17 protein-coding genes and 1 tRNA gene are annotated in these 16,804 nt (G+C 63.5%); 7 read left to right on the top strand and 11 right to left on the bottom strand.

All coding sequences use genetic code 11. The annotated features are described in order from the left end of the window. Positions 1 to 3 precede the first annotated feature (3 nt). Both V1280_RS29035 and obgE read right to left on the bottom strand, forming a co-directional pair. Entirely contained in the window at positions 4 to 1,638 is a 1,635-nt protein-coding gene (locus V1280_RS29035) for an alkaline phosphatase family protein (RefSeq protein ID WP_334538446.1), read from the bottom strand. A gap of 197 nt (positions 1,639 to 1,835) precedes the next feature. Continuing rightward, a complete protein-coding gene (obgE, locus tag V1280_RS29030; RefSeq protein WP_334532276.1) occupies positions 1,836 to 2,876 on the bottom strand; it encodes a GTPase ObgE in 1,041 nt (346 codons plus the stop codon). A gap of 371 nt (positions 2,877 to 3,247) precedes the next feature. Between obgE and V1280_RS29025 the strand changes: the two genes are divergently transcribed. After that, positions 3,248 to 4,162: a DMT family transporter gene (locus tag V1280_RS29025; RefSeq protein ID WP_334532273.1), complete on the top strand. Its 915-nt coding sequence runs from the start codon at positions 3,248 to 3,250 to the stop codon at positions 4,160 to 4,162. A 154-nt stretch (positions 4,163 to 4,316) separates the two neighbouring features. Here V1280_RS29025 and V1280_RS29020 read toward each other — a convergent pair whose 3' ends face one another. The 3 genes from V1280_RS29020 to rplU form a co-directional block, all read right to left on the bottom strand. Next, complete coding sequence (locus V1280_RS29020; RefSeq protein ID WP_334532270.1) at positions 4,317 to 4,910, bottom strand: GNAT family N-acetyltransferase; 594 nt, start codon at positions 4,908 to 4,910, stop codon at positions 4,317 to 4,319. Positions 4,911 to 5,061: 151 nt separating this feature from the next. Next, positions 5,062 to 5,331: a 50S ribosomal protein L27 gene (gene rpmA, locus V1280_RS29015; RefSeq protein WP_148778423.1), complete on the bottom strand. Its 270-nt coding sequence runs from the start codon at positions 5,329 to 5,331 to the stop codon at positions 5,062 to 5,064. Between the two features lie 98 nt (positions 5,332 to 5,429). After that, positions 5,430 to 5,819, bottom strand: coding sequence for a 50S ribosomal protein L21 (rplU, locus tag V1280_RS29010; RefSeq protein WP_334532265.1), 390 nt, complete (start codon positions 5,817 to 5,819; stop codon positions 5,430 to 5,432). A gap of 326 nt (positions 5,820 to 6,145) precedes the next feature. On the opposite strand from rplU, the gene V1280_RS29005 reads away from it, so the two are divergent. Next, the gene (locus tag V1280_RS29005) at positions 6,146 to 7,300 is read left to right on the top strand and encodes an ROK family protein (RefSeq protein WP_334532262.1); all 1,155 of its coding nucleotides are present in this window, start codon (positions 6,146 to 6,148) and stop codon (positions 7,298 to 7,300) included. Positions 7,301 to 7,707: 407 nt separating this feature from the next. On the opposite strand, the gene V1280_RS29000 is transcribed toward V1280_RS29005, so the two are convergent. Further along, positions 7,708 to 8,571 (bottom strand): alpha/beta fold hydrolase, encoded by an 864-nt coding sequence (locus V1280_RS29000; protein ID WP_334532259.1) that lies wholly within the window; start codon positions 8,569 to 8,571, stop codon positions 7,708 to 7,710. Between the two features lie 135 nt (positions 8,572 to 8,706). Between V1280_RS29000 and V1280_RS28995 the strand changes: the two genes are divergently transcribed. Both V1280_RS28995 and V1280_RS28990 read left to right on the top strand, forming a co-directional pair. After that, a tRNA-Ser gene (locus V1280_RS28995) sits at positions 8,707 to 8,796 on the top strand. Between the two features lie 55 nt (positions 8,797 to 8,851). Continuing rightward, on the top strand, positions 8,852 to 9,238 hold the full coding sequence (locus V1280_RS28990) for a hypothetical protein (protein WP_334532256.1): 387 nt from the start codon (positions 8,852 to 8,854) through the stop codon (positions 9,236 to 9,238). Between the two features lie 35 nt (positions 9,239 to 9,273). Here V1280_RS28990 and V1280_RS28985 read toward each other — a convergent pair whose 3' ends face one another. Together V1280_RS28985 and V1280_RS28980 are read right to left on the bottom strand one after the other, a co-directional pair. Further along, positions 9,274 to 9,690, bottom strand: coding sequence for a type II toxin-antitoxin system VapC family toxin (locus V1280_RS28985; protein WP_334532253.1), 417 nt, complete (start codon positions 9,688 to 9,690; stop codon positions 9,274 to 9,276). Beyond that, positions 9,687 to 9,971, bottom strand: a complete 285-nt coding sequence (locus V1280_RS28980; protein ID WP_334532251.1) for a hypothetical protein — start codon at positions 9,969 to 9,971, stop codon at positions 9,687 to 9,689. Before V1280_RS28980 ends, V1280_RS28985 begins: the two co-directional genes overlap by 4 nt. A 325-nt stretch (positions 9,972 to 10,296) precedes the next feature. Between V1280_RS28980 and V1280_RS28975 the strand changes: the two genes are divergently transcribed. Genes V1280_RS28975 through V1280_RS28965 form a run of 3 tightly spaced genes read left to right on the top strand, consistent with a single transcriptional unit; the run spans position 10,297 to position 13,042 of the window. Continuing rightward, positions 10,297 to 11,568 carry a DUF2157 domain-containing protein gene (locus V1280_RS28975; protein WP_334532248.1) on the top strand — a complete coding sequence of 424 codons (1,272 nt, stop codon included), beginning with the start codon at positions 10,297 to 10,299 and terminating at the stop codon, positions 11,566 to 11,568. Next, positions 11,565 to 12,158, top strand: coding sequence for a GDYXXLXY domain-containing protein (locus tag V1280_RS28970; RefSeq protein ID WP_334532245.1), 594 nt, complete (start codon positions 11,565 to 11,567; stop codon positions 12,156 to 12,158). The genes V1280_RS28975 and V1280_RS28970 overlap by 4 nt, the downstream gene beginning before the upstream one ends. Positions 12,159 to 12,181: 23 nt before the next feature. Continuing rightward, on the top strand, positions 12,182 to 13,042 hold the full coding sequence (locus V1280_RS28965) for a DMT family transporter (protein WP_334532242.1): 861 nt from the start codon (positions 12,182 to 12,184) through the stop codon (positions 13,040 to 13,042). Positions 13,043 to 13,054: 12 nt separating this feature from the next. On the opposite strand, the gene V1280_RS28960 is transcribed toward V1280_RS28965, so the two are convergent. From V1280_RS28960 to V1280_RS28950, 3 genes are all read right to left on the bottom strand, one after another. Further along, positions 13,055 to 14,269, bottom strand: coding sequence for an EAL domain-containing response regulator (locus V1280_RS28960; RefSeq protein WP_334532239.1), 1,215 nt, complete (start codon positions 14,267 to 14,269; stop codon positions 13,055 to 13,057). Between the two features lie 285 nt (positions 14,270 to 14,554). Beyond that, positions 14,555 to 14,980 (bottom strand): hypothetical protein, encoded by a 426-nt coding sequence (locus tag V1280_RS28955; protein WP_442895175.1) that lies wholly within the window; start codon positions 14,978 to 14,980, stop codon positions 14,555 to 14,557. Positions 14,981 to 15,318: 338 nt separating this feature from the next. Next, positions 15,319 to 16,482 carry a hypothetical protein gene (locus tag V1280_RS28950; RefSeq protein ID WP_334532236.1) on the bottom strand — a complete coding sequence of 388 codons (1,164 nt, stop codon included), beginning with the start codon at positions 16,480 to 16,482 and terminating at the stop codon, positions 15,319 to 15,321. Positions 16,483 to 16,804 lie beyond the last annotated feature (322 nt).

Genomic DNA, 16,804 nt, shown 5'->3' with positions numbered 1-16,804 from the left:
AACTCACATATTCGCGCGCTGCGCGATGCCGTCCTTGATCGACGCAAGCTCCGCTTCATCCCACACGCCGATCAGAATCCCACCCTTCACCTGGAGCTGGTTGTCCGCATAATTCGCGATCTTCTCGCGCGGCGTGGTGATGTGGTCATTCGGATGCAGCGCCCAGTCGAACAGCTCGGCTTGCAACCGCGCGATGATGCCGGCGCATTCTGGATCCTCGCCGCGGTCCAAGAATTCCTGCGGGTCGGTTTCGAGGTCGTACAGCATCGGGCGGAAGCCGGAGGCGTGGATGTATTTCCAGCGGCCGTCGAACACCATGAACAGGCGGCAGCGCTCGATCGGCTGGTTGAGCTTCAGCCGCACGTCCTGCATGGCGTAATCGTATTCGGAGAACGCCACCTTGCGCCAATCGCCCGGCGTTGGGCCGCGGAGCAGCGGCAGCAGCGAACGTCCTTCGAGGATGTGGCCCGGCACCTTGCCGCCGAAATAATCGACGAAGGTCGGCGCGAGATCGATGCCTTCGACCAGCGCATCGCTGCGTGTGCCGCGCGTGGCGTCGGCTTCATTCGAGGGGTCGATGACGATCAGCGGAATCTTGGCCGACTGCTCGTGGAACAGATCCTTCTCGCCCATCCAGTGATCGCCGAGATAATCGCCGTGATCGGAGGTGAACACGATCATGGTCGTTTCCAGCAGGCCGCGTTCCTCCAGGAACTTCATCAGCACGCCCATCTGATCATCGATCTGGGTGATCAGGCCCATATAGGTCGGGATCACCTTCTCGCGGGCATCGTCGCGCGCCATGTTGCGGGAATAGCGCATGTCCATATAGGCGCCGAACACCGGATGCGGGCTCGAGCGCTCGCGCTCGGAGCGGATCACCGGGATCATGTCTGATGACGAATACATGCTCGCGTAAGGCTCTGGCGCGATGTAGGGCCAGTGCGGCTTGATGTAGGACAGATGCAGGCACCACGGCCGGCCGTCGGTCTCGGCCTCGCTGATGAAGTCCATCGCGCGCCGCGTCATGTAGGGCGTCTCGGAATGCTCGTCCGGCACGCGCGCGGCCTTGTCGGCGTGCACCAGCAGCCAGCCGTTCTGCAACGAGCCGTCGTCGGCTGCGCCTGAATTGGCCCAATGCTCCCACGGGTTCGTGGCTTCAAAACCTTGGCGGCGCAGATACGCGTCGTATTTCGGGCGCGGCCGGCCGGTCGGATGCAGGCCGTCGTCGCGCTCGTAAGGCTCGAAGCCGCATTCGGCGACGTGCACGCCGATCATCGATTCCGGGGGAATGCCGAGCGCCTTCATGCCTTCGAGGTCGGGCGCCATGTGGGTCTTGCCGACCAGCACGTTGCGCACGCCGATTTTCTTGAGGTGGTCGCCGAGTGTGGGCTCGCCGACGCGCAGCGGCCAGCCGTTCCAGTGCGAGCCGTGCGAGCGCATGTAGCGTCCGGTGTAGAACGACATTCGCGACGGGCCGCAGATCGGCGATTGCACATACGCCTTCGAGAACAGCACGCCACGCTTGGCCATGGCGTCGATGTTCGGCGTCTTCAGCGTCGGATGGCCGGTGCAGCCGAGATAATCATAGCGAAGCTGGTCGCACATGATCCAGAGAACGTTCTTCGCGCGCGCCATGCTCATCGCTCCATCCTTCGTTTGCGGGATATTGCGCTATTGATGGTACGAAGAAAACCTCTCCCGGAGGGAGAGGTCGGCGCGTAGCGCCGGGTGAGGGGTTACGCTTTCTCGTGGGACCTGAGCCCCTCACCCGATTTGCTGCGCAAATCGACCTCTCCCCGTTGGGGAGAGGTATGGAGAGAGCGGCGCTCGCCTTAGGCCGACCACGGCTCCGCTTCGGCCGCGCTCTTCGCCTTGGCCGAGACCGGGGCCTCGCCGATCACATCCACGAGCGCGCGGAGCGCTTCCTTGACGCCGTCGCCGGTGATGCCGGAGAGCAGCAGCGGCGTCTTCTTCGCGGCGCGCTTCAGCCGCTCCTTCTGCTTCTTCAGCTCGTCCGGCTCGACCGCGTCGATCTTGTTGAGCGCGACGATCTCGATCTTGTCCGTGAGCAGCCCGCCATAGGCGTCGAGCTCCTTGCGCACCGTCTTGTAGGCCTTGCCGGCATGCTCGCAGGTCGCATCGATCAGATGCAGCAGCACACGGCAGCGCTCGACATGGCCGAGGAAACGGTCGCCGAGGCCGGTGCCTTCATGCGCGCCTTCGATCAGGCCCGGAATGTCGGCCAGCACGAATTCGCGGCCGTCGGCGTTCACGACGCCGAGCTGCGGATGCAGCGTGGTGAAGGGATAGTCGGCGATCTTGGGCCGCGCCGCGCTGACCTTGGAGAGGAAGGTCGACTTGCCGGCATTGGGCATGCCGACGAGACCGGCATCGGCGATCAGCTTCAGCCGCAGCCAGATCCAGCGCTCTTCGCCGGGCTGGCCGGGATTGGCGTTGCGCGGGGCGCGGTTGGTCGACGATTTGAAATGCGCGTTGCCGAAGCCGCCATTGCCGCCCTCGGCCAGCACGAACTTTTCGCCGAGATTGGTGAAGTCATGGATCAGCGTCTCGCGGTCTTCGTCGAAGATCTGCGTGCCCATGGGAACCTTGAGCACGATCGCCTTGCCATTGGCGCCGTGGCGGTCCGAGCCTGCGCCGTTCTCGCCCTTCTGGGCCTTGAAGTGCTGCTGGTAGCGGTAGTCGATCAGCGTGTTGAGGCCGTCAGCGACTTCGAGGATGACGCTGCCGCCGCGGCCGCCATTGCCGCCGGAGGGACCGCCGAATTCAATGAATTTTTCGCGGCGGAACGCCACGCAGCCGTTTCCGCCGTCACCGGAGCGGATATAGACCTTTGCTTCGTCGAGGAATTTCATGGGCCATAGGTAGGCCAGCCGGTCCCCCGCGGCAACCCGGACTTACCCCTGAATCGGCCGAATTTCCGCGAATTTGGCCCCTTGCTTAACCAGCCGGCCGGCGGCGGATCAGGAATTTCTGCGTCCCTTCCAGGTCACGCGCCTATCGCTACCGCGAGTGCGACAATCCGTTCAATTCGACGGAGGTGGGCTTGTGGCGGTGGCTCACGTCATTAAAACGACCGCAAGCGACTCTATTCGCCGGTTTCCCGCGCTCACTCCGCCCGTCATTGCGAGCGAAGCGAAGCAATCCAGACCGTCTCCGCGGACACAGTCTGGATTGCTTCGTCGCAAGAGCTCCTCGCAATGACGAGTTTCCACGATCGACAGCAATGCCCTTGTTCAAAAATCTCTCCGCCTATGACGACCGCTCGGCACGGCTGGCCGGCATCGCCCTCATGGTGCTGTCGATCTCCATGTTCTCGTTCGGCGACGCCATGGGCAAGTTCCTGGTCGGGACGTATTCGGTGGGGCAGCTCTTGTTCCTGCGCGCCTGCGCGGCGTTGCTGCTGCTGTCGCCGATGATCTGGCGGCAGCGTCACGACTTTTTTCACATGGAGCGGCCGTGGCTTCAGCTGCTTCGCGTGACGCTGTCGACGCTGGAGGTGGCGGCTTTCTTCCTCGCCACCGTCTATCTGCCGCTCGCCGACGTCGTCACCTATTATCTCGCCGGCCCCATTTTCGTCACCGCGATGTCGGCGATCTTTCTGGGCGAGAAGGTCGGCTGGCGGCGCTGGACGGCGATTCTGATCGGCTTCTGCGGCGTGTTGATCGCGCTGCGGCCGTCGGCGCAGACGGTGAGCCTGCCGGCGCTGATCGCGCTCGGCGGCAGCCTGTCGTTTGCGACGCTGATGCTGATCACGCGCAGCCTGCGCAAGACGCCTGACATCGTGATGGCGTCCTCGCAATTCATCGGCACGTTTTCACTGGGCGCTGTGCTGTCCGCGTTCCACTGGGTGCCGCCGACGCCGGGCAGCCTCGTGTTCTTCGCGCTGGCGGGCCTCATTTCGGTGACCGCGCTGTTCTGCGTCAATCGCTCGCTCAAGCTCGCGCCGGCGAGCGTCGTGGTGCCGTATCAATATTCGATGATCGTCTGGGCCGTGATCTTTGGCTTCGTCGTGTTCGGCGATGTGCCGTCGATCGCCACCATCGTCGGTGCCGCGATCATCATCGGCGCCGGGTTCTACATCTACTTGCGTGAGCGCGATTTGGGCCGCGCCGGCGGAGAGGTAAATCCGCCGGTGTAATTCCGCTGTCGTCCCGGACAAGCGAAGCGCAGATCCGGGACCCATACCCACGGGGAGACATTTTGCGAAGACTCGGAGTGGGGGCCTCGCCCCACACTCCTCCCTGTGGTTATGGGTCCCTGCTTTCGCAGGGACGACAGCGGAGAATGACGCCCTACCTCATCCGTCTCGCGCTGCTCCAGCTCTTCAGCGACGACCACACCCCGCGCGAGAGGCGGAAGCAGTCGACCGGCGTCGAGGAGCCCAGCGCCAGGAAGCGATGCAGTTGCACGCCGCTCCACTGGAAGCCGCACTTCTCCAGCACGTTGCGCGAGGCCGGGTTGGTGACGCGCGCACCGGCATAGAGGTGGTCGTCCTCGAACTCCTCGAAGAAGAAGTCGATCGCGCCGCGCGCGGCCTCGGTAGCAAAGCCCCGGCCCCAATGCTCGACGCCGAGCCAGTAGCCGAGCTCGGCATTGTCAGGCGTGGAGCGGTCGATGCCGACCATGCCGACGGGCCCGCTATCGTGCTCGATCAGGAACACGGTCTCGCTGCCGAGCGCGGCGGTGGCGCGGATGAATTCGACGGCATCGTTCTGCGAATAGGGATGGGGGAGGCGGCGGGTATTTTCCGCGACACGGCGGTCGTTGGCGAGGAGGGCGATGGTTTTGACGTCGGCAAGCGTCGGCCGCCGCAAGGTCAGCCGTTCGGTGGCGACGACGCTCGGTCTCGCCTCACGCAAGGTCACGCTCGAAAAGTCCTGCAACATGTCCGGCTCCGTGAAAGTCACTAAGTGAAAAGTGAGCAAGTCAAACGAAAAGGGAGGCCGGTTTCCCTGCCTCCCCTGGAGCCCCGATCTTTTGATCTCTGGACTCCGCCGGTTCGGTCAAGGACCCGGCGGACTCCAAATGATCCACCGTCTATTCAGCAGCCTCTGCAAGCGGGAGCACCGCTACGAAGGTGCGGCCATTGGCTTTGGCCTGGAATTCAACATGACCCTCGATCTTGGCGAACAGAGTGTGGTCGGTGCCCATGCCGACATTAAGGCCGGGATGCCAAGTGGTGCCGCGCTGACGTGCAATGATGTTGCCGGGAATCACGCGCTCCCCGCCGAACACCTTGACGCCAAGGCGCTTACCCTTTGAATCGCGACCGTTGCGCGATGAACCGCCTGCTTTTTTGTGAGCCATGGCTCGTCTCCGAAATCCTGCGTATGTCTAGGTCAATTCCTTGACGGAATCATTTCAAAATCTCTCACGCATCAATTCGTGAATTGGCGTGATCGATTTTAGGCGGCGTCGGCTTCCTTGTCGGCTTCCTTCGCCACCTTTTCCCGCTTCGGACGCGGGCCCTTGGTGGGCTTGGCGCCGTCCGTCAGGATCTCGGAGATGCGGAGAACCGTGATCTCGTCGCGGTAGCCACGCTTGCGGCGCGAATTCTTGCGGCGGCGCTTCTTGAACGCGATGACCTTCGGTCCGCGCTTGTGGTCGAGCACTTCGACCGCAACGGACGCACCGGCCACCGTCGGGAGACCCAGGATCGGCGTATCGCCGCCAACCACCAGAACCTCGCTCAGCTGCACGATCGTGCCGACTTCGCCTTCGATCTTGCCTACTTCCAGGACATCATCCGGAACGACGCGGTACTGCCGGCCGCCGGTTTTGATGACTGCGAACATCGTTGTTTTCCTTCGTGTTCAATCCCGGCCTCGCGACGAAATTCGTCGGGGCCGGCTTTTTGTCAGTCGCTATGGGTTTATTGCGAGTTTTGTGCGGGCGGGAGTTATCCCTTTGAAAAACCACGCAAAAACAAGCGGCGCGAGAAACGCCCCGCGCCGGTCGTGGGACTTATAGCCGCCAGCTGCGAAGAGTCAAGGAAAAGCGGGCGAAAAGGCCCCGGATTGGAAGGATTTGGCCCGCGCCGACCCGAATCTCGGCCGCCTAGCAACCAACCGGTTCCCTCGCCGTTGTCCCCCGCAAATCCGCACGCGGGCAAGGGCTTTCCATGGCAACGGACGAGTTGGTCAAAACGACGGGCATCGCCGATCACGGCGGCGAGCGGCTGCCGTCGGTGGACGTCGACAGCTTCAACATCGAGATGAAGGACGAGGACGGTTTTCTCGGCGACCGCGCCAGCAAGGGCGCGTTCCGCGAGATTCTCGACCGCTGGCGCAAGCCGCTGCGCAAATCGGGCGAGGACCCCTTCGGCAAGGAGCCCTCGGAGAACATCAGCAAGAAGACGCTGGATGCGATCCTGGTCAGCGACGACGTGGAGGCCTCCGCGGTGGTGCACAGCGCGATCGAGGATTTCGCCCAGGAGCTCGCCTACGTCACGCGCCGTTTCCTCAAGTCAAAGGCCTGGGCCAAGACCGAGCGCATCGTAGTCGGCGGCGGCTTCCGCGATTCACGGCTCGGCGAGCTCGCGATCGCGCGCACCGAGATCATCCTGAAGTCCGAGGATTTCAAGATCGACATGGTGCCGATCCGGCATCATCCCGATGAAGCCGGCCTGCTCGGCGCGCTGCATCTGGCGCCGTCATGGATTTTCGAGGCCTATGACAGCATCCTCGCGGTCGATATCGGCGGCACCAACATCCGCTGCGGCCTGGTGGTGACGAACTGGAAGAAGGCCAAGGATCTTTCGAAAGCTTCGATTCTAAAATCCGAGCTGTGGCGCCATGCCGATGACGAGCCGACGCGCGAAGGCGCGGTGAAACGTCTCATCAAGATGCTGAAGGGGCTGATCACGGAAGCCGAGACCGAAGGCCTCAAGCTCGCGCCCTTCATCGGCATCGCCTGTCCCGGCGTGATCAACGCGGACGGCTCCATCGAAAAGGGCGCGCAGAATCTCCCCGGCAATTGGGAGAGCAGCAAGTTCAACCTGCCGGCGAGTTTGATCGAGGGCATTCCGCAGGTCGGCGAGCACGACACCGCGATCCTGATGCACAATGACGGCGTGGTTCAGGGCCTCTCCGAGGTGCCGTTCATGCAGGATGTCGATCGCTGGGGCGTGCTCACCATCGGCACCGGTTTGGGCAATGCCCGCTTCACCAATCGCCGCAAGGACAACGGCAACGGCAAGGACCGGGACTCCACGGATAATGGGAAGAAAAAAGCCAAGGAAAACAACAAGGACAGCAAGAAGAACGACAAGGAGTAACCTTGACTGGTTAGGTTAAGGACCGGATTGCGTTGCGGCGCACGGGCTGCACGCTAGGGTCGAATCGTCGCCTCAAGCAGGCCTGCGAAGCCGCCCTTCCTGGCCAGCATTGTAATGAGCGGCACGGGACCGCCAGTGTTTACCGCGTCTGGCGGTCCCACTCGTTCTTCAGAGCGGGATGACTTTTGGTTGAATCGCTGCGAGCCCCAGGACTCGGATCACCTCTCCCGTAGGGAGAGGTCGGATCGCATCGTAAGATGCGGTCCGGGTGAGGGCTTACGGTCTGACTGAGTGCTGCGTCCCCTCACCCGGATTGCTCAGGCGCGCAATTGCGCGCCAACGCAATCCGACCTCTCCCCGCTGGGGAGAGGTGAACCTCGCACAGCCGAACTTGATTTCATCATGCTTCAGCTCCAGCCAATCCGCTGAAAGAACCCCGCGATCTCCGCCGCCGCGCGATCCGGGTCCTCGCGATGCGGGAAGTGTCCGACCCCGGGAAACATCGCCAGATCGAGCTCGGCAAACGTCTCACCCAGCCGGTCGGTCCATTCATAGGGAAACAGCGGATCGTGCTCGGCCCAGCGCACGCAGGTCGGCACAAAGATCGGCGGGAGCTGCGGCGCTTCGCCCTTCATCATCGCGACCCGCCCCGCATGCGACGCCCGATAATGTGCAAAGCCGCCGGCGAGATTGCCCTCCTTGAAGAAATTGTCGCCGAAGGCGTCGAGCACGTCATCGAACGCGTCGTTGCGATGGGCCCAGCCCTTCAAAAAGTGCGCAATATAGAGCAGGCAGCTCTCACGGCTCGCGCCGACCAGGCCCGGCGCCATCTCCATCTGGTGGAAAGATTGATACCAGATGTGGTTGAGCCGATCCGGCGCCGCCATCCGCGCCCCGATCCCGGGATAGACGAAATCGAAGAAGAACAGCCCGGCGAGCCGCTCGGGCGCCCGCCGGGCCAACGGCTGCATCACCGCGCCGCCGACATCATGGCCGACCACCCCGAATCGGTCGATGCCGAGCCCGTCCATCACGGCCAGCATGTCGACCGCATGGCCGTCCGGCCCGTAAGCCCCCTCCGGTTTGTCGCTGTCGCCAAAGCCGCGCAGATCGGGTGCTACAAGCATGAACCGGTCCGAAAGCCCTGACATCACCGGCTCCCAGGTCAGCCAGAATTCCGGCCAGCCATGCAGCAAAAGCAGCGGTTTTCCCTGTCCGGCGCGAACCAGATGGAATTCGGCGCCATTGGCGGAGATCGTCAGGTGCTCCATGGCAGTTCCTCCCCAATCGCGAGGGCAGGGCGAAAGAGGCAGCGGATTTTCCCCTTTCGCGCCTTGTCTGGCCCGCCATCCTCGCCTATTAACGCCCCCAACCACAGGGGCCCTGCTCCTCATATGGCGCCTTCAGGAGAGGTGGCAGAGTGGTTGAATGCACCGCACTCGAAATGCGGCATAGGTGCAAGCCTATCGGGGGTTCGAATCCCTCCCTCTCCGCCAGCAGTCTGCAGAATCCGGGGCAAATGGTGACCGCGACTGGGGAACGTACTCTGCCATGGCGATGACGATCGGACCCCAGCCCGAGAAATGGCTTCGAAAGAAAGCCAAGCAGGGCATGCGCGGCTACCCCGTTGGCACGATCGCTTTTTATGGTCCCGACAATCGGCGGGCTTCAAAAATAGCTGTCTCCTTTATCCGAACGGAAGGAGCGGAACCCGAATTGCGCCGCTGGTTTTCGGAGACCGCGGATTTGCGGACCGAAGAGAAGGTGTTCGCCGAAATCGCTTTATTTCTAAAGCAGCATTCGGTGCACTCGGTGGCGATGGTCGATGGAATCATCGGCTGTCCGCACGAAGAGGGTATTGATTATCCAATGGGAGAGGCCTGCCCGCACTGCCCTTACTGGAACGGGCGGGATCGGTGGACAGGCGAACTCGCCTAAATTCGTTACGATGCCGGCGCCTGTGTGGTCCGCGACTAGCGTTCCTTGAACGGATTAATCACCTTCGCACCCAGCCCCGCAACGTCGCGATCGTTGCGCGTCACCAGCGTCAAATCGTGCGTCAACGCGGTTGCCGCGAGCAGGCCATCGATGACCGGCACCGACCTGATGGCGCTAATGCGGCCCCATTGATCGGACACGGCATTGTCGATGCCGAGCACGCGTCCATCGAACGCGGCCTCGACGTCGCGCAGCCAGCGTTCGAGCGCCGCCGCCTTGCTCGCGTCCCGGGGGCGAGCGAGCTCGATGCCCTTTCGTATCTCGCCAAGCACGAGCGTGCTCAGGAAAATGTCCGCGTCAGTGATTGACTCGTACCAGCCGAAGACGCGGGCGTCGCAGCGCCCGCCCTTGCGGATCTCGGAGATGATGTTGGTGTCGATCAAATAGCTCACAGGTCGACGTCGCGGCCGGGATCAGGGCTGCGATCGAGCTCGATGCCGTCGAGCGGCGCGGACGCGAGCAGCGACTTCAGGCTGACTTGTGACGGTTCGGCAAAGCGGTGCCGAAGCAGCGCCCGCGCCTCTGCCTGACGCGCGGGATCGGACAGGGCCGAAGCCACACGGCGAACCAGGCCCGCATCTTCCTTGCGGACATTGACCTCGACCCGCACGAAGCCCTGGCGCTCCCGACGTGCGCGGTGGCTGGCGACTGGGGATTTCTCTTTGCCGCTCACGGCATCCTCATTTCCGGAAATATTACCGGAAATTGCTGTGAAAGCAAGCGACGAGATTGGCGACGAGGCGCTACCGACATGCATCCGTGGTGTGAGTTGCTTGCATCATTTTAATAGCTATATCAGATACTTCGTTCGATTCGGCGAGCACAGCACTGGCGGCGGCCGGCTACTGTGCATGGGGTTGTTTTCGACATTTTTGCCGTCCGGCTACGGAAGCTCCTGCAGAGTGGTCACAGCTGAACCTGCCACCGGCGCGGTCCGACCAATATCCCGCGACCGGCAGGGAGACAGCCACCGGCAAGCCGTCAGGTGATCCACGACGATGTTCGACAAGACCTATCGGCAACGCCTCGAGGCTGATCTCGCGCAATGGGAGGCCGATGGCGTGATTGCGCCGGCGGCCGCCGCTTCCATTCGCAATGCGCTGCCGCCGCTGTCGCCGGGCATCAACATCGCGGTGGTCGTCGCCATCGTCGGCGGCCTGTTGATTGCAGCCGCATTCCTCGCCTTCGTCGCGGCGCACTGGACCGAGATCGCGCGGCTGTTGCGCTTTGCGATCCTGCTTGTCGGCATGGTTGTCGCCGGCGGCCTCGGGGCGTGGTTCGCCGCGACCGGCCGCATTGTTCTCGCCGATCTCTGCGCGAGCATTGGCGCGATCATCTTCGGCGCAGGCATCGCGCTGGTCGGCCAGATGTATCATCTCGGCGACGATTTTGCCGGCGGCATGCTGTTGTGGTCGATCGGCGCATTTGCCGCGGCAATGCTGACTGGCTCGCGCGGCGCGCTTGCGGTCGGGCTCGCGGCCGCCTGCATCTGGACCTGCATGCGCGTCTATGATGCACCGGACGCGCTTCATCTTCAGTTCGTATTGGTCTGGCTCATCGCCGCCGCGCTCGCGTTGGCGTGGAATTCCCGCGTCGCCGCCCATCTCGTCGCGGTAGCGGTGCTGCCGTGGTGGATCGCGACGTCGCTTCGCTTCGACTTCGATGGCGTCCAGCCGTCCTTCGTGCTGGCGAACGGTGCGGCCCTGCTGTTCGGCGCCGGGCTCGCCATCGCCGCCGTGCCGTCGCCGCGGGCACACCGGCTTGGATCTGTCCTGGCGATCTATGGCGCGTTCGCGCTCGCCGTCGTCGCCTTCCTCGAGGTGACAACGGTCGACGACATCATCCGCCTCAGAACCGGAACTACTCCAGCCCAACCCATGTGGGCGATCCTGTGCGGCGTCGCGGGTGTGGTCCTTGCGCTGGCGTCCGCCGGCGTCACGAAGCGTGTCGGCGAAATCCTCGCAGCATGCGCGATCGGGCTCGTGCTGCTCGCCGCGCCGATCTGGCCGGCATCGACGGCCGGCGAGCCCTGGTTCGCTTATGCCGCGCTGCTCTGCGCCATGCTGTGCCTCGTCGTCTCCGGCGTGCTCGACGATGTGCGTCCACGGATCGTCGCCGGCTGGCTCGGCATCGCCGGCGTCATCGCTGCGATCACCTGGGCGGTGAAGGGCTCGCTGCTGCGCCGCTCGGCCTTCCTGGCGGTGGCGGGAATCATCGCCGTCGTGTTTGCAACAGCACTCAATCGCGCGCTGCCGAGGGCTGAACGATGATCGGGCTCACCGCGCTCTGGCAACGTATCCCGAAGGCCGTGCTGTTCGGTGTCGCCATCCTGCTGCAATGCGCGCTGCTGATTTGGATGGTTGCCGACCGCGTGCGGATCCTGCGCGAAGGCCGTGAGGTGACCTTGCAGACCCGGCCGGTCGACCCCCGCGATCTCCTGCGCGGCGACTACGTCGTGCTCGGTTACGACATCTCGCAACTGCCGGCGGGCGCGCTCGCCGGCGCGCCTTCCGCCGAACGCAACCCGATCGTGTTCGTCAAGCTCGCGCCTGATGCCAACGGCCTCTATCAGGCCGTTTCCGTGCATGCCGCGCCCGTGACGGTCACGGCGCCCGAAGTGCTGATCCGGGGCCGCGTCAGCTATTCCTGCGGTTCGACCAGCCGCACCTTCTGCGACAGACTGACGATCAGATACGGCCTCGAAAACTATTTCGTGCCGGAAGGCGAGGGCAAGACGCTCGAGCTCGCCCGCAACCAGCAAAAGCTGCGCGTCGTCGCCGCCGTGCTGCCCTCGGGCCGCGCCGCCATCAAGCGGCTGTTGCTCGACGGCGAGCCGGTCTATGAGGAGCCTTGGTACTAGGCAACTCAAAAAGTGGGACGGACATGCAATCTGCGGGCAGCGGCTGGAGCAACGGGCTTCTCGGCGTCATCATCTTCAGCGGCTCGCTGCCGGCGACGCGCGTCGCGGTTGGCGGCTTCTCCGCGCTGTTCCTGACGTCCGCACGCGCGATCATCGCGGCGCTGATCGGTGCGGCCGTGCTCGGCCTGCTGCGCCAGGCGTGGCCGCAGCGCAGGGATCTCGCCTCGCTCATCATCGTCTCCATCGGCGTCGTGGTCGGCTTCCCCTTGCTGACGGCGCTGGCGCTCCAGCACATCACCTCGGCGCATTCGATCGTCTTCATCGGCCTGCTGCCGCTGTCGACCGCGATCTTCGCCGTGCTGCGTGGCGGCGAGCATCCGCAGCCGCTGTTCTGGCTGTTCGCAATTCTCGGCAGCGCCACGGTGGCGGGCTTTGCCCTCTCGAATGACGGCACCGCATCAGTCGCCGGCGATCTCCTGATGGTGGCCGCGATCGTGCTGTGCGGGCTCGGCTATGCCGAGGGTGCCGCGCTGTCACGCCGGATCGGCGGCTGGCAGGTGATCTCCTGGGCATTGCTGCTGGCCCTGCCGCTGATGCTGCCCGTCATGATCTGGAGCTGGCCGCAGGCATGGAGCGGCGTCAGCCTGCCCGCCTGGATCGGGCTCGCCTATGTCTCGATCTTCAGCATGTTCGTCGGATTCATCTTCTGGTATCGCGGGCTCGCGATCGGCGGCATCGCGCGCGTCGGCCAGTTGCAACAGCTGCAGCCGTTCTTCGGCCTCGCACTGGCCGGCTTCCTGCTGCACGAGCCGGTCGCATGGAGCATGATCGCCGCGACCGCGCTCGTCGTCGTCTGCGTGTTCTTCGCGCGGCGATACGCCTGAGGCCCTTGCACCTCACTCCTGCCCCATCACCGTCCGCGTCTGCGTGCTTCTTGCAAATTTCTTCAGCGGCATCGGCTTGCCGAACAGATAGCCCTGCACGAGGTCGAAACCGAGCTCGTTGGCGGCCACCAGGTCGGCGCGGCTTTCGATGCCTTCGGCGGCCGTGCGCACACCGTAACCCTGCGCGAGCTCGACGATATGACGGCACACCGTCCGCTTCAGGCGATCATTGCCGCAGCCGGTGATGAATTGCCGGTCGGCCTTCAGATTGATGAAGGGGATATTGTCCAGGCCCATCAGCTCCGGCCAGTTGGCGCCGAGATTGTCGATCGACAGACCGATATTGTGGAAGCGCATTTCGTGCGCAGCTTCGGTGAGGAATTCGATGTCGTGGATCGCCTCTGCGCTGGCGATTTCGATCGTCAGTCCGCCGAAGGCCGGATGCGTCGGCACCCTGCGGCAGAGATCGCGCACGGCCTGCGGCTCCCTAAGGTAGGGCGCGGGCAGGTTGATCGACAGATCGACCGCGCTGTGCCGTTCCAGAAGATAGTGCCAGTCCTGCAGCGCGCGCTCGATCACGAACTCCGACAGATCGCGGAAATGCGGATCATCCGCCTCCGGGATGAAATAGGCCGGCGGCACCACGCCCCAGGTCGGATGCCGCATCCGTACCAGCGCCTCGGCGCCGCAGCGGACCAGCGAGCGAGCGTCGATTTTCGACTGGTACCAGAGCTCGAGCCAGCCCGCATGCAGGGCCTCGCCGACATGTACGGCCGGGCTTGGCGCCGGCTCGTCCGGCAGCAGCATCGCGACGCGCTCGCGCAGCGTCTCCGCCGCAAAGGGCGTGGTGAGCGGCGGCAGCATCGCAAGCCCGTATTCCTCGCCGACCTGCTGTACCGCCTTCAGGATGATCGACTCGCGCGCGCCGACCGCTAGCACCTTGCCGACAAAGGCCTCGCGTACCAGTGTCTCCAGAAATTTTCCCGGCTCGATGCCGTCAGCGGCTATGCCGAACAGGATCAGGTCAGGCAGGTCGGTGGCGAGCATGGTCTGCAGCTCGCTCGCACTGCTGCATTCGCTGGTGACGAAGCCGAGATCCTCGAGCACCTCGCTCATGAAGGCGCGCAGATGGCGCTTGCTGTCGGCCACGCATGCGCGCGGCATCATCTTCCGCCGTCCGAAGGTTCTGGGCCTCCGCTCGGCGACTTCACCAATCCCGTCGTCCATCTCATACCACTCCCGTTCCGTGACGGTGGTGTTACCGACGTGAGCGGTTTCAAATATGGAGAGCTTCAGTCGATTGTTGAATTATCCGGGTAACGTTAAAGCCGCCATCATGTGTAAAATTGTCCGGATATTCTTCGAGAAGATTTTGCGTTTGTCGGCGGTTTGCTCGCGGCAGCACGACAATGTCTGAGATTTTCGGGAGGGCACCGACCGTGCGTGCGCGCAGCCGGTGTCTTGTAATTGGACGAAGCTGCACGCGGTTCGCCCAAATCAATAACGCCGGTATCAGTTGGCCGTCGCCTTTTCATGCTCGGCCATGCCGACCGCCTTGTAGTCATAGGTCGGATAGAATTCGGTGCGGTACGGCCCCCACGCGGTGTCCTCGATGATGCGGTTGACCTCGCGCAGCCGCGAGGTCGGCAGCCGCAGCGTGACCACCTGGCCGATGCCCATCACCACGTACCAGCTCACGACCTCCACGCCCGCCGGCGGAAAGGCTTTGCGGAAGCCTTGCTTGTCGAGTTGCGCATTCAGCTCACTGAGCGGACGCGACTGGTCGTGTTTGAAGAAGACGGTAAGCAGGACGGCATTGTCAGCGGTCGGCGCCGCATTGCCCGGAGGCGGCGCCGTCTGCGCCATCGCCGCCGGTGTGAGCGCACATGCGCCCGCGAGCCACGCCGTCACCATCAACGCCAGTCGGATCGATCTCATCGCCCATGTCCTTCCCAATGCAGCATGCGATGCATCGGAGAATAGGAGCGATACGGTCAGTCCACGAATTCATTTTCGCGCGATGCGCGCATGTTCCCCCGCCGCGCGTGACAGTAATGCGACAACTCGCCCGACGGCTGCGCCGACGAGTGTGAAGCACCTCACATGCTTATGGCTGCAGCTGCGCTATTGGTCGGACTAGCCGGTGGTGGGCTGTCAGGGATTGCAGCTATGACGACGCGGCGGTTGATCTATTGGTGGTTCAGGTTCGTGATGTCAGGACGATTTCTCGATCGTTTCCTGTGCATGCCGCACGCACCCGAATAGCCCACGGCGAATTAAGTCGCCCCGATCAATTTGCGAAGCGCCGCCGCGCCGTCCTGCACGGCGTCGCGGCCCTTCCAGGCCAGATAGCTCAGTTTGCCGCCCAGCGTATCCTGGCTGCGCAGCCGGCGCGATCCCAGGATGTGACCGACATTGGCGGGGAAGCGGCTGACCTCGGCCGACACCAGCGCCGCGATCGCGTCCATCAATTGCTGCAGCCGGATGCCCCATGCGCTCTGCTCGATGCCGTCGATGCGAAGCTTGAGCGCATGTTCGGCGTCGTAGATTTCGGTGAGCAGGTCGCGCGCGACGAGGAAACGGTTGTGGCGGAGTGCGATCCGCAGGGCGAGGCGCTTGTCGTCGAGCCGGTCGAGCACCATGGGAACGACGCAGGCATAGGGCGCCGCTGCAACCTCGGCGGCGCTCTTGCTCGCGGCCGCCTTGGTCGCAAGGTATATGAGCTGCCAGAATGTCTTCAGGCGCCTCGCCACCAGCGCCACCGCAAAGGGCAGCGCATCGGGATTGGCCTTCTTGAAAGCGTCGAGCTGCGCGGTGATCTGGGCGATCTGGCCGTCGTCGAATTTCGTGATGGCCTCGGGCAGCTTCTCGTTGAACTTCGTCAGCGCGTCGCCTGCGCGCAGCACTTTCTGCATCTTCTTCACGTCGTCGAAGGCAGTGCGCGAAGCCGTGTATTGCGCGAGCTTGCCGCGCGCGAATTCGGTGCTCTCGTCCGAGGCGAGCGTGTTCTCGACCACCTTGACGACCTTGACCTGAAAGGTCGTCGCGATCTTCAGCACTTCCTTGGGATTGTTGGCGGTGACCTGGTCGTTGATCGCCTTGACGTAGTCGCGCGCCATGGTCGGCAGCAGGTCGCGGCAGATCCATTCCCAGATCGGGGTGAGCGTGTTGCGCGAGATCCGTCCCGCATTGGCGTGCTCGGGCGCGCCGTCGATCAGCAGCAACTCGAGCGGCGCGAAGAAGTAGCGCGACGGATTGGTGGCGCGCGCCTGGGTCGATCCGTCCTTGCGGAATTCGGCGCGCAGCTTGGCCTGGACGCCGGCCGAGCCCGGCATGTCGATGCCGCAGAGTTCGAGCCGCTCGAGTTCGCTCAGCAGACAGCTGCGCGACAACGGCGTCAGCTTCTGCAGGAACTCCGAAAGCTCGTCGACCTCGTCCATGGCACGCAATCTCTCGCAACGTTTCCAGCAGGCCGACCGGCGGCCCAGTGCATGGAGGCATTTGCGCGCTCTCAATTTGTGACAAAGAGAAGCAGGCCGCCGTTAATTTATCCGTAAAATCCGGGAGCGCGGGGGCGAGCGCGGTAGCGATCGTTAAGAAGGCTTTTGCCGCCCTGCTTATGATTTAGGCAGGTTTATCAACCCTGACATAGTCAATGATCCAGGCATGCAAGCACAAATTGTGCCTATGTCGGCATTTCAGCACAAAACTGACAAAATCACCGTAGTCTTACGGAGCAGAAAGTTAACCACAGATCGCCCC

Source organism: Bradyrhizobium sp. AZCC 2230 (genome assembly GCF_036924495.1).
GTDB lineage: Bacteria > Pseudomonadota > Alphaproteobacteria > Rhizobiales > Xanthobacteraceae > Bradyrhizobium > Bradyrhizobium rifense.
This window is presented reverse-complemented; position numbering and strand designations above follow the sequence as displayed.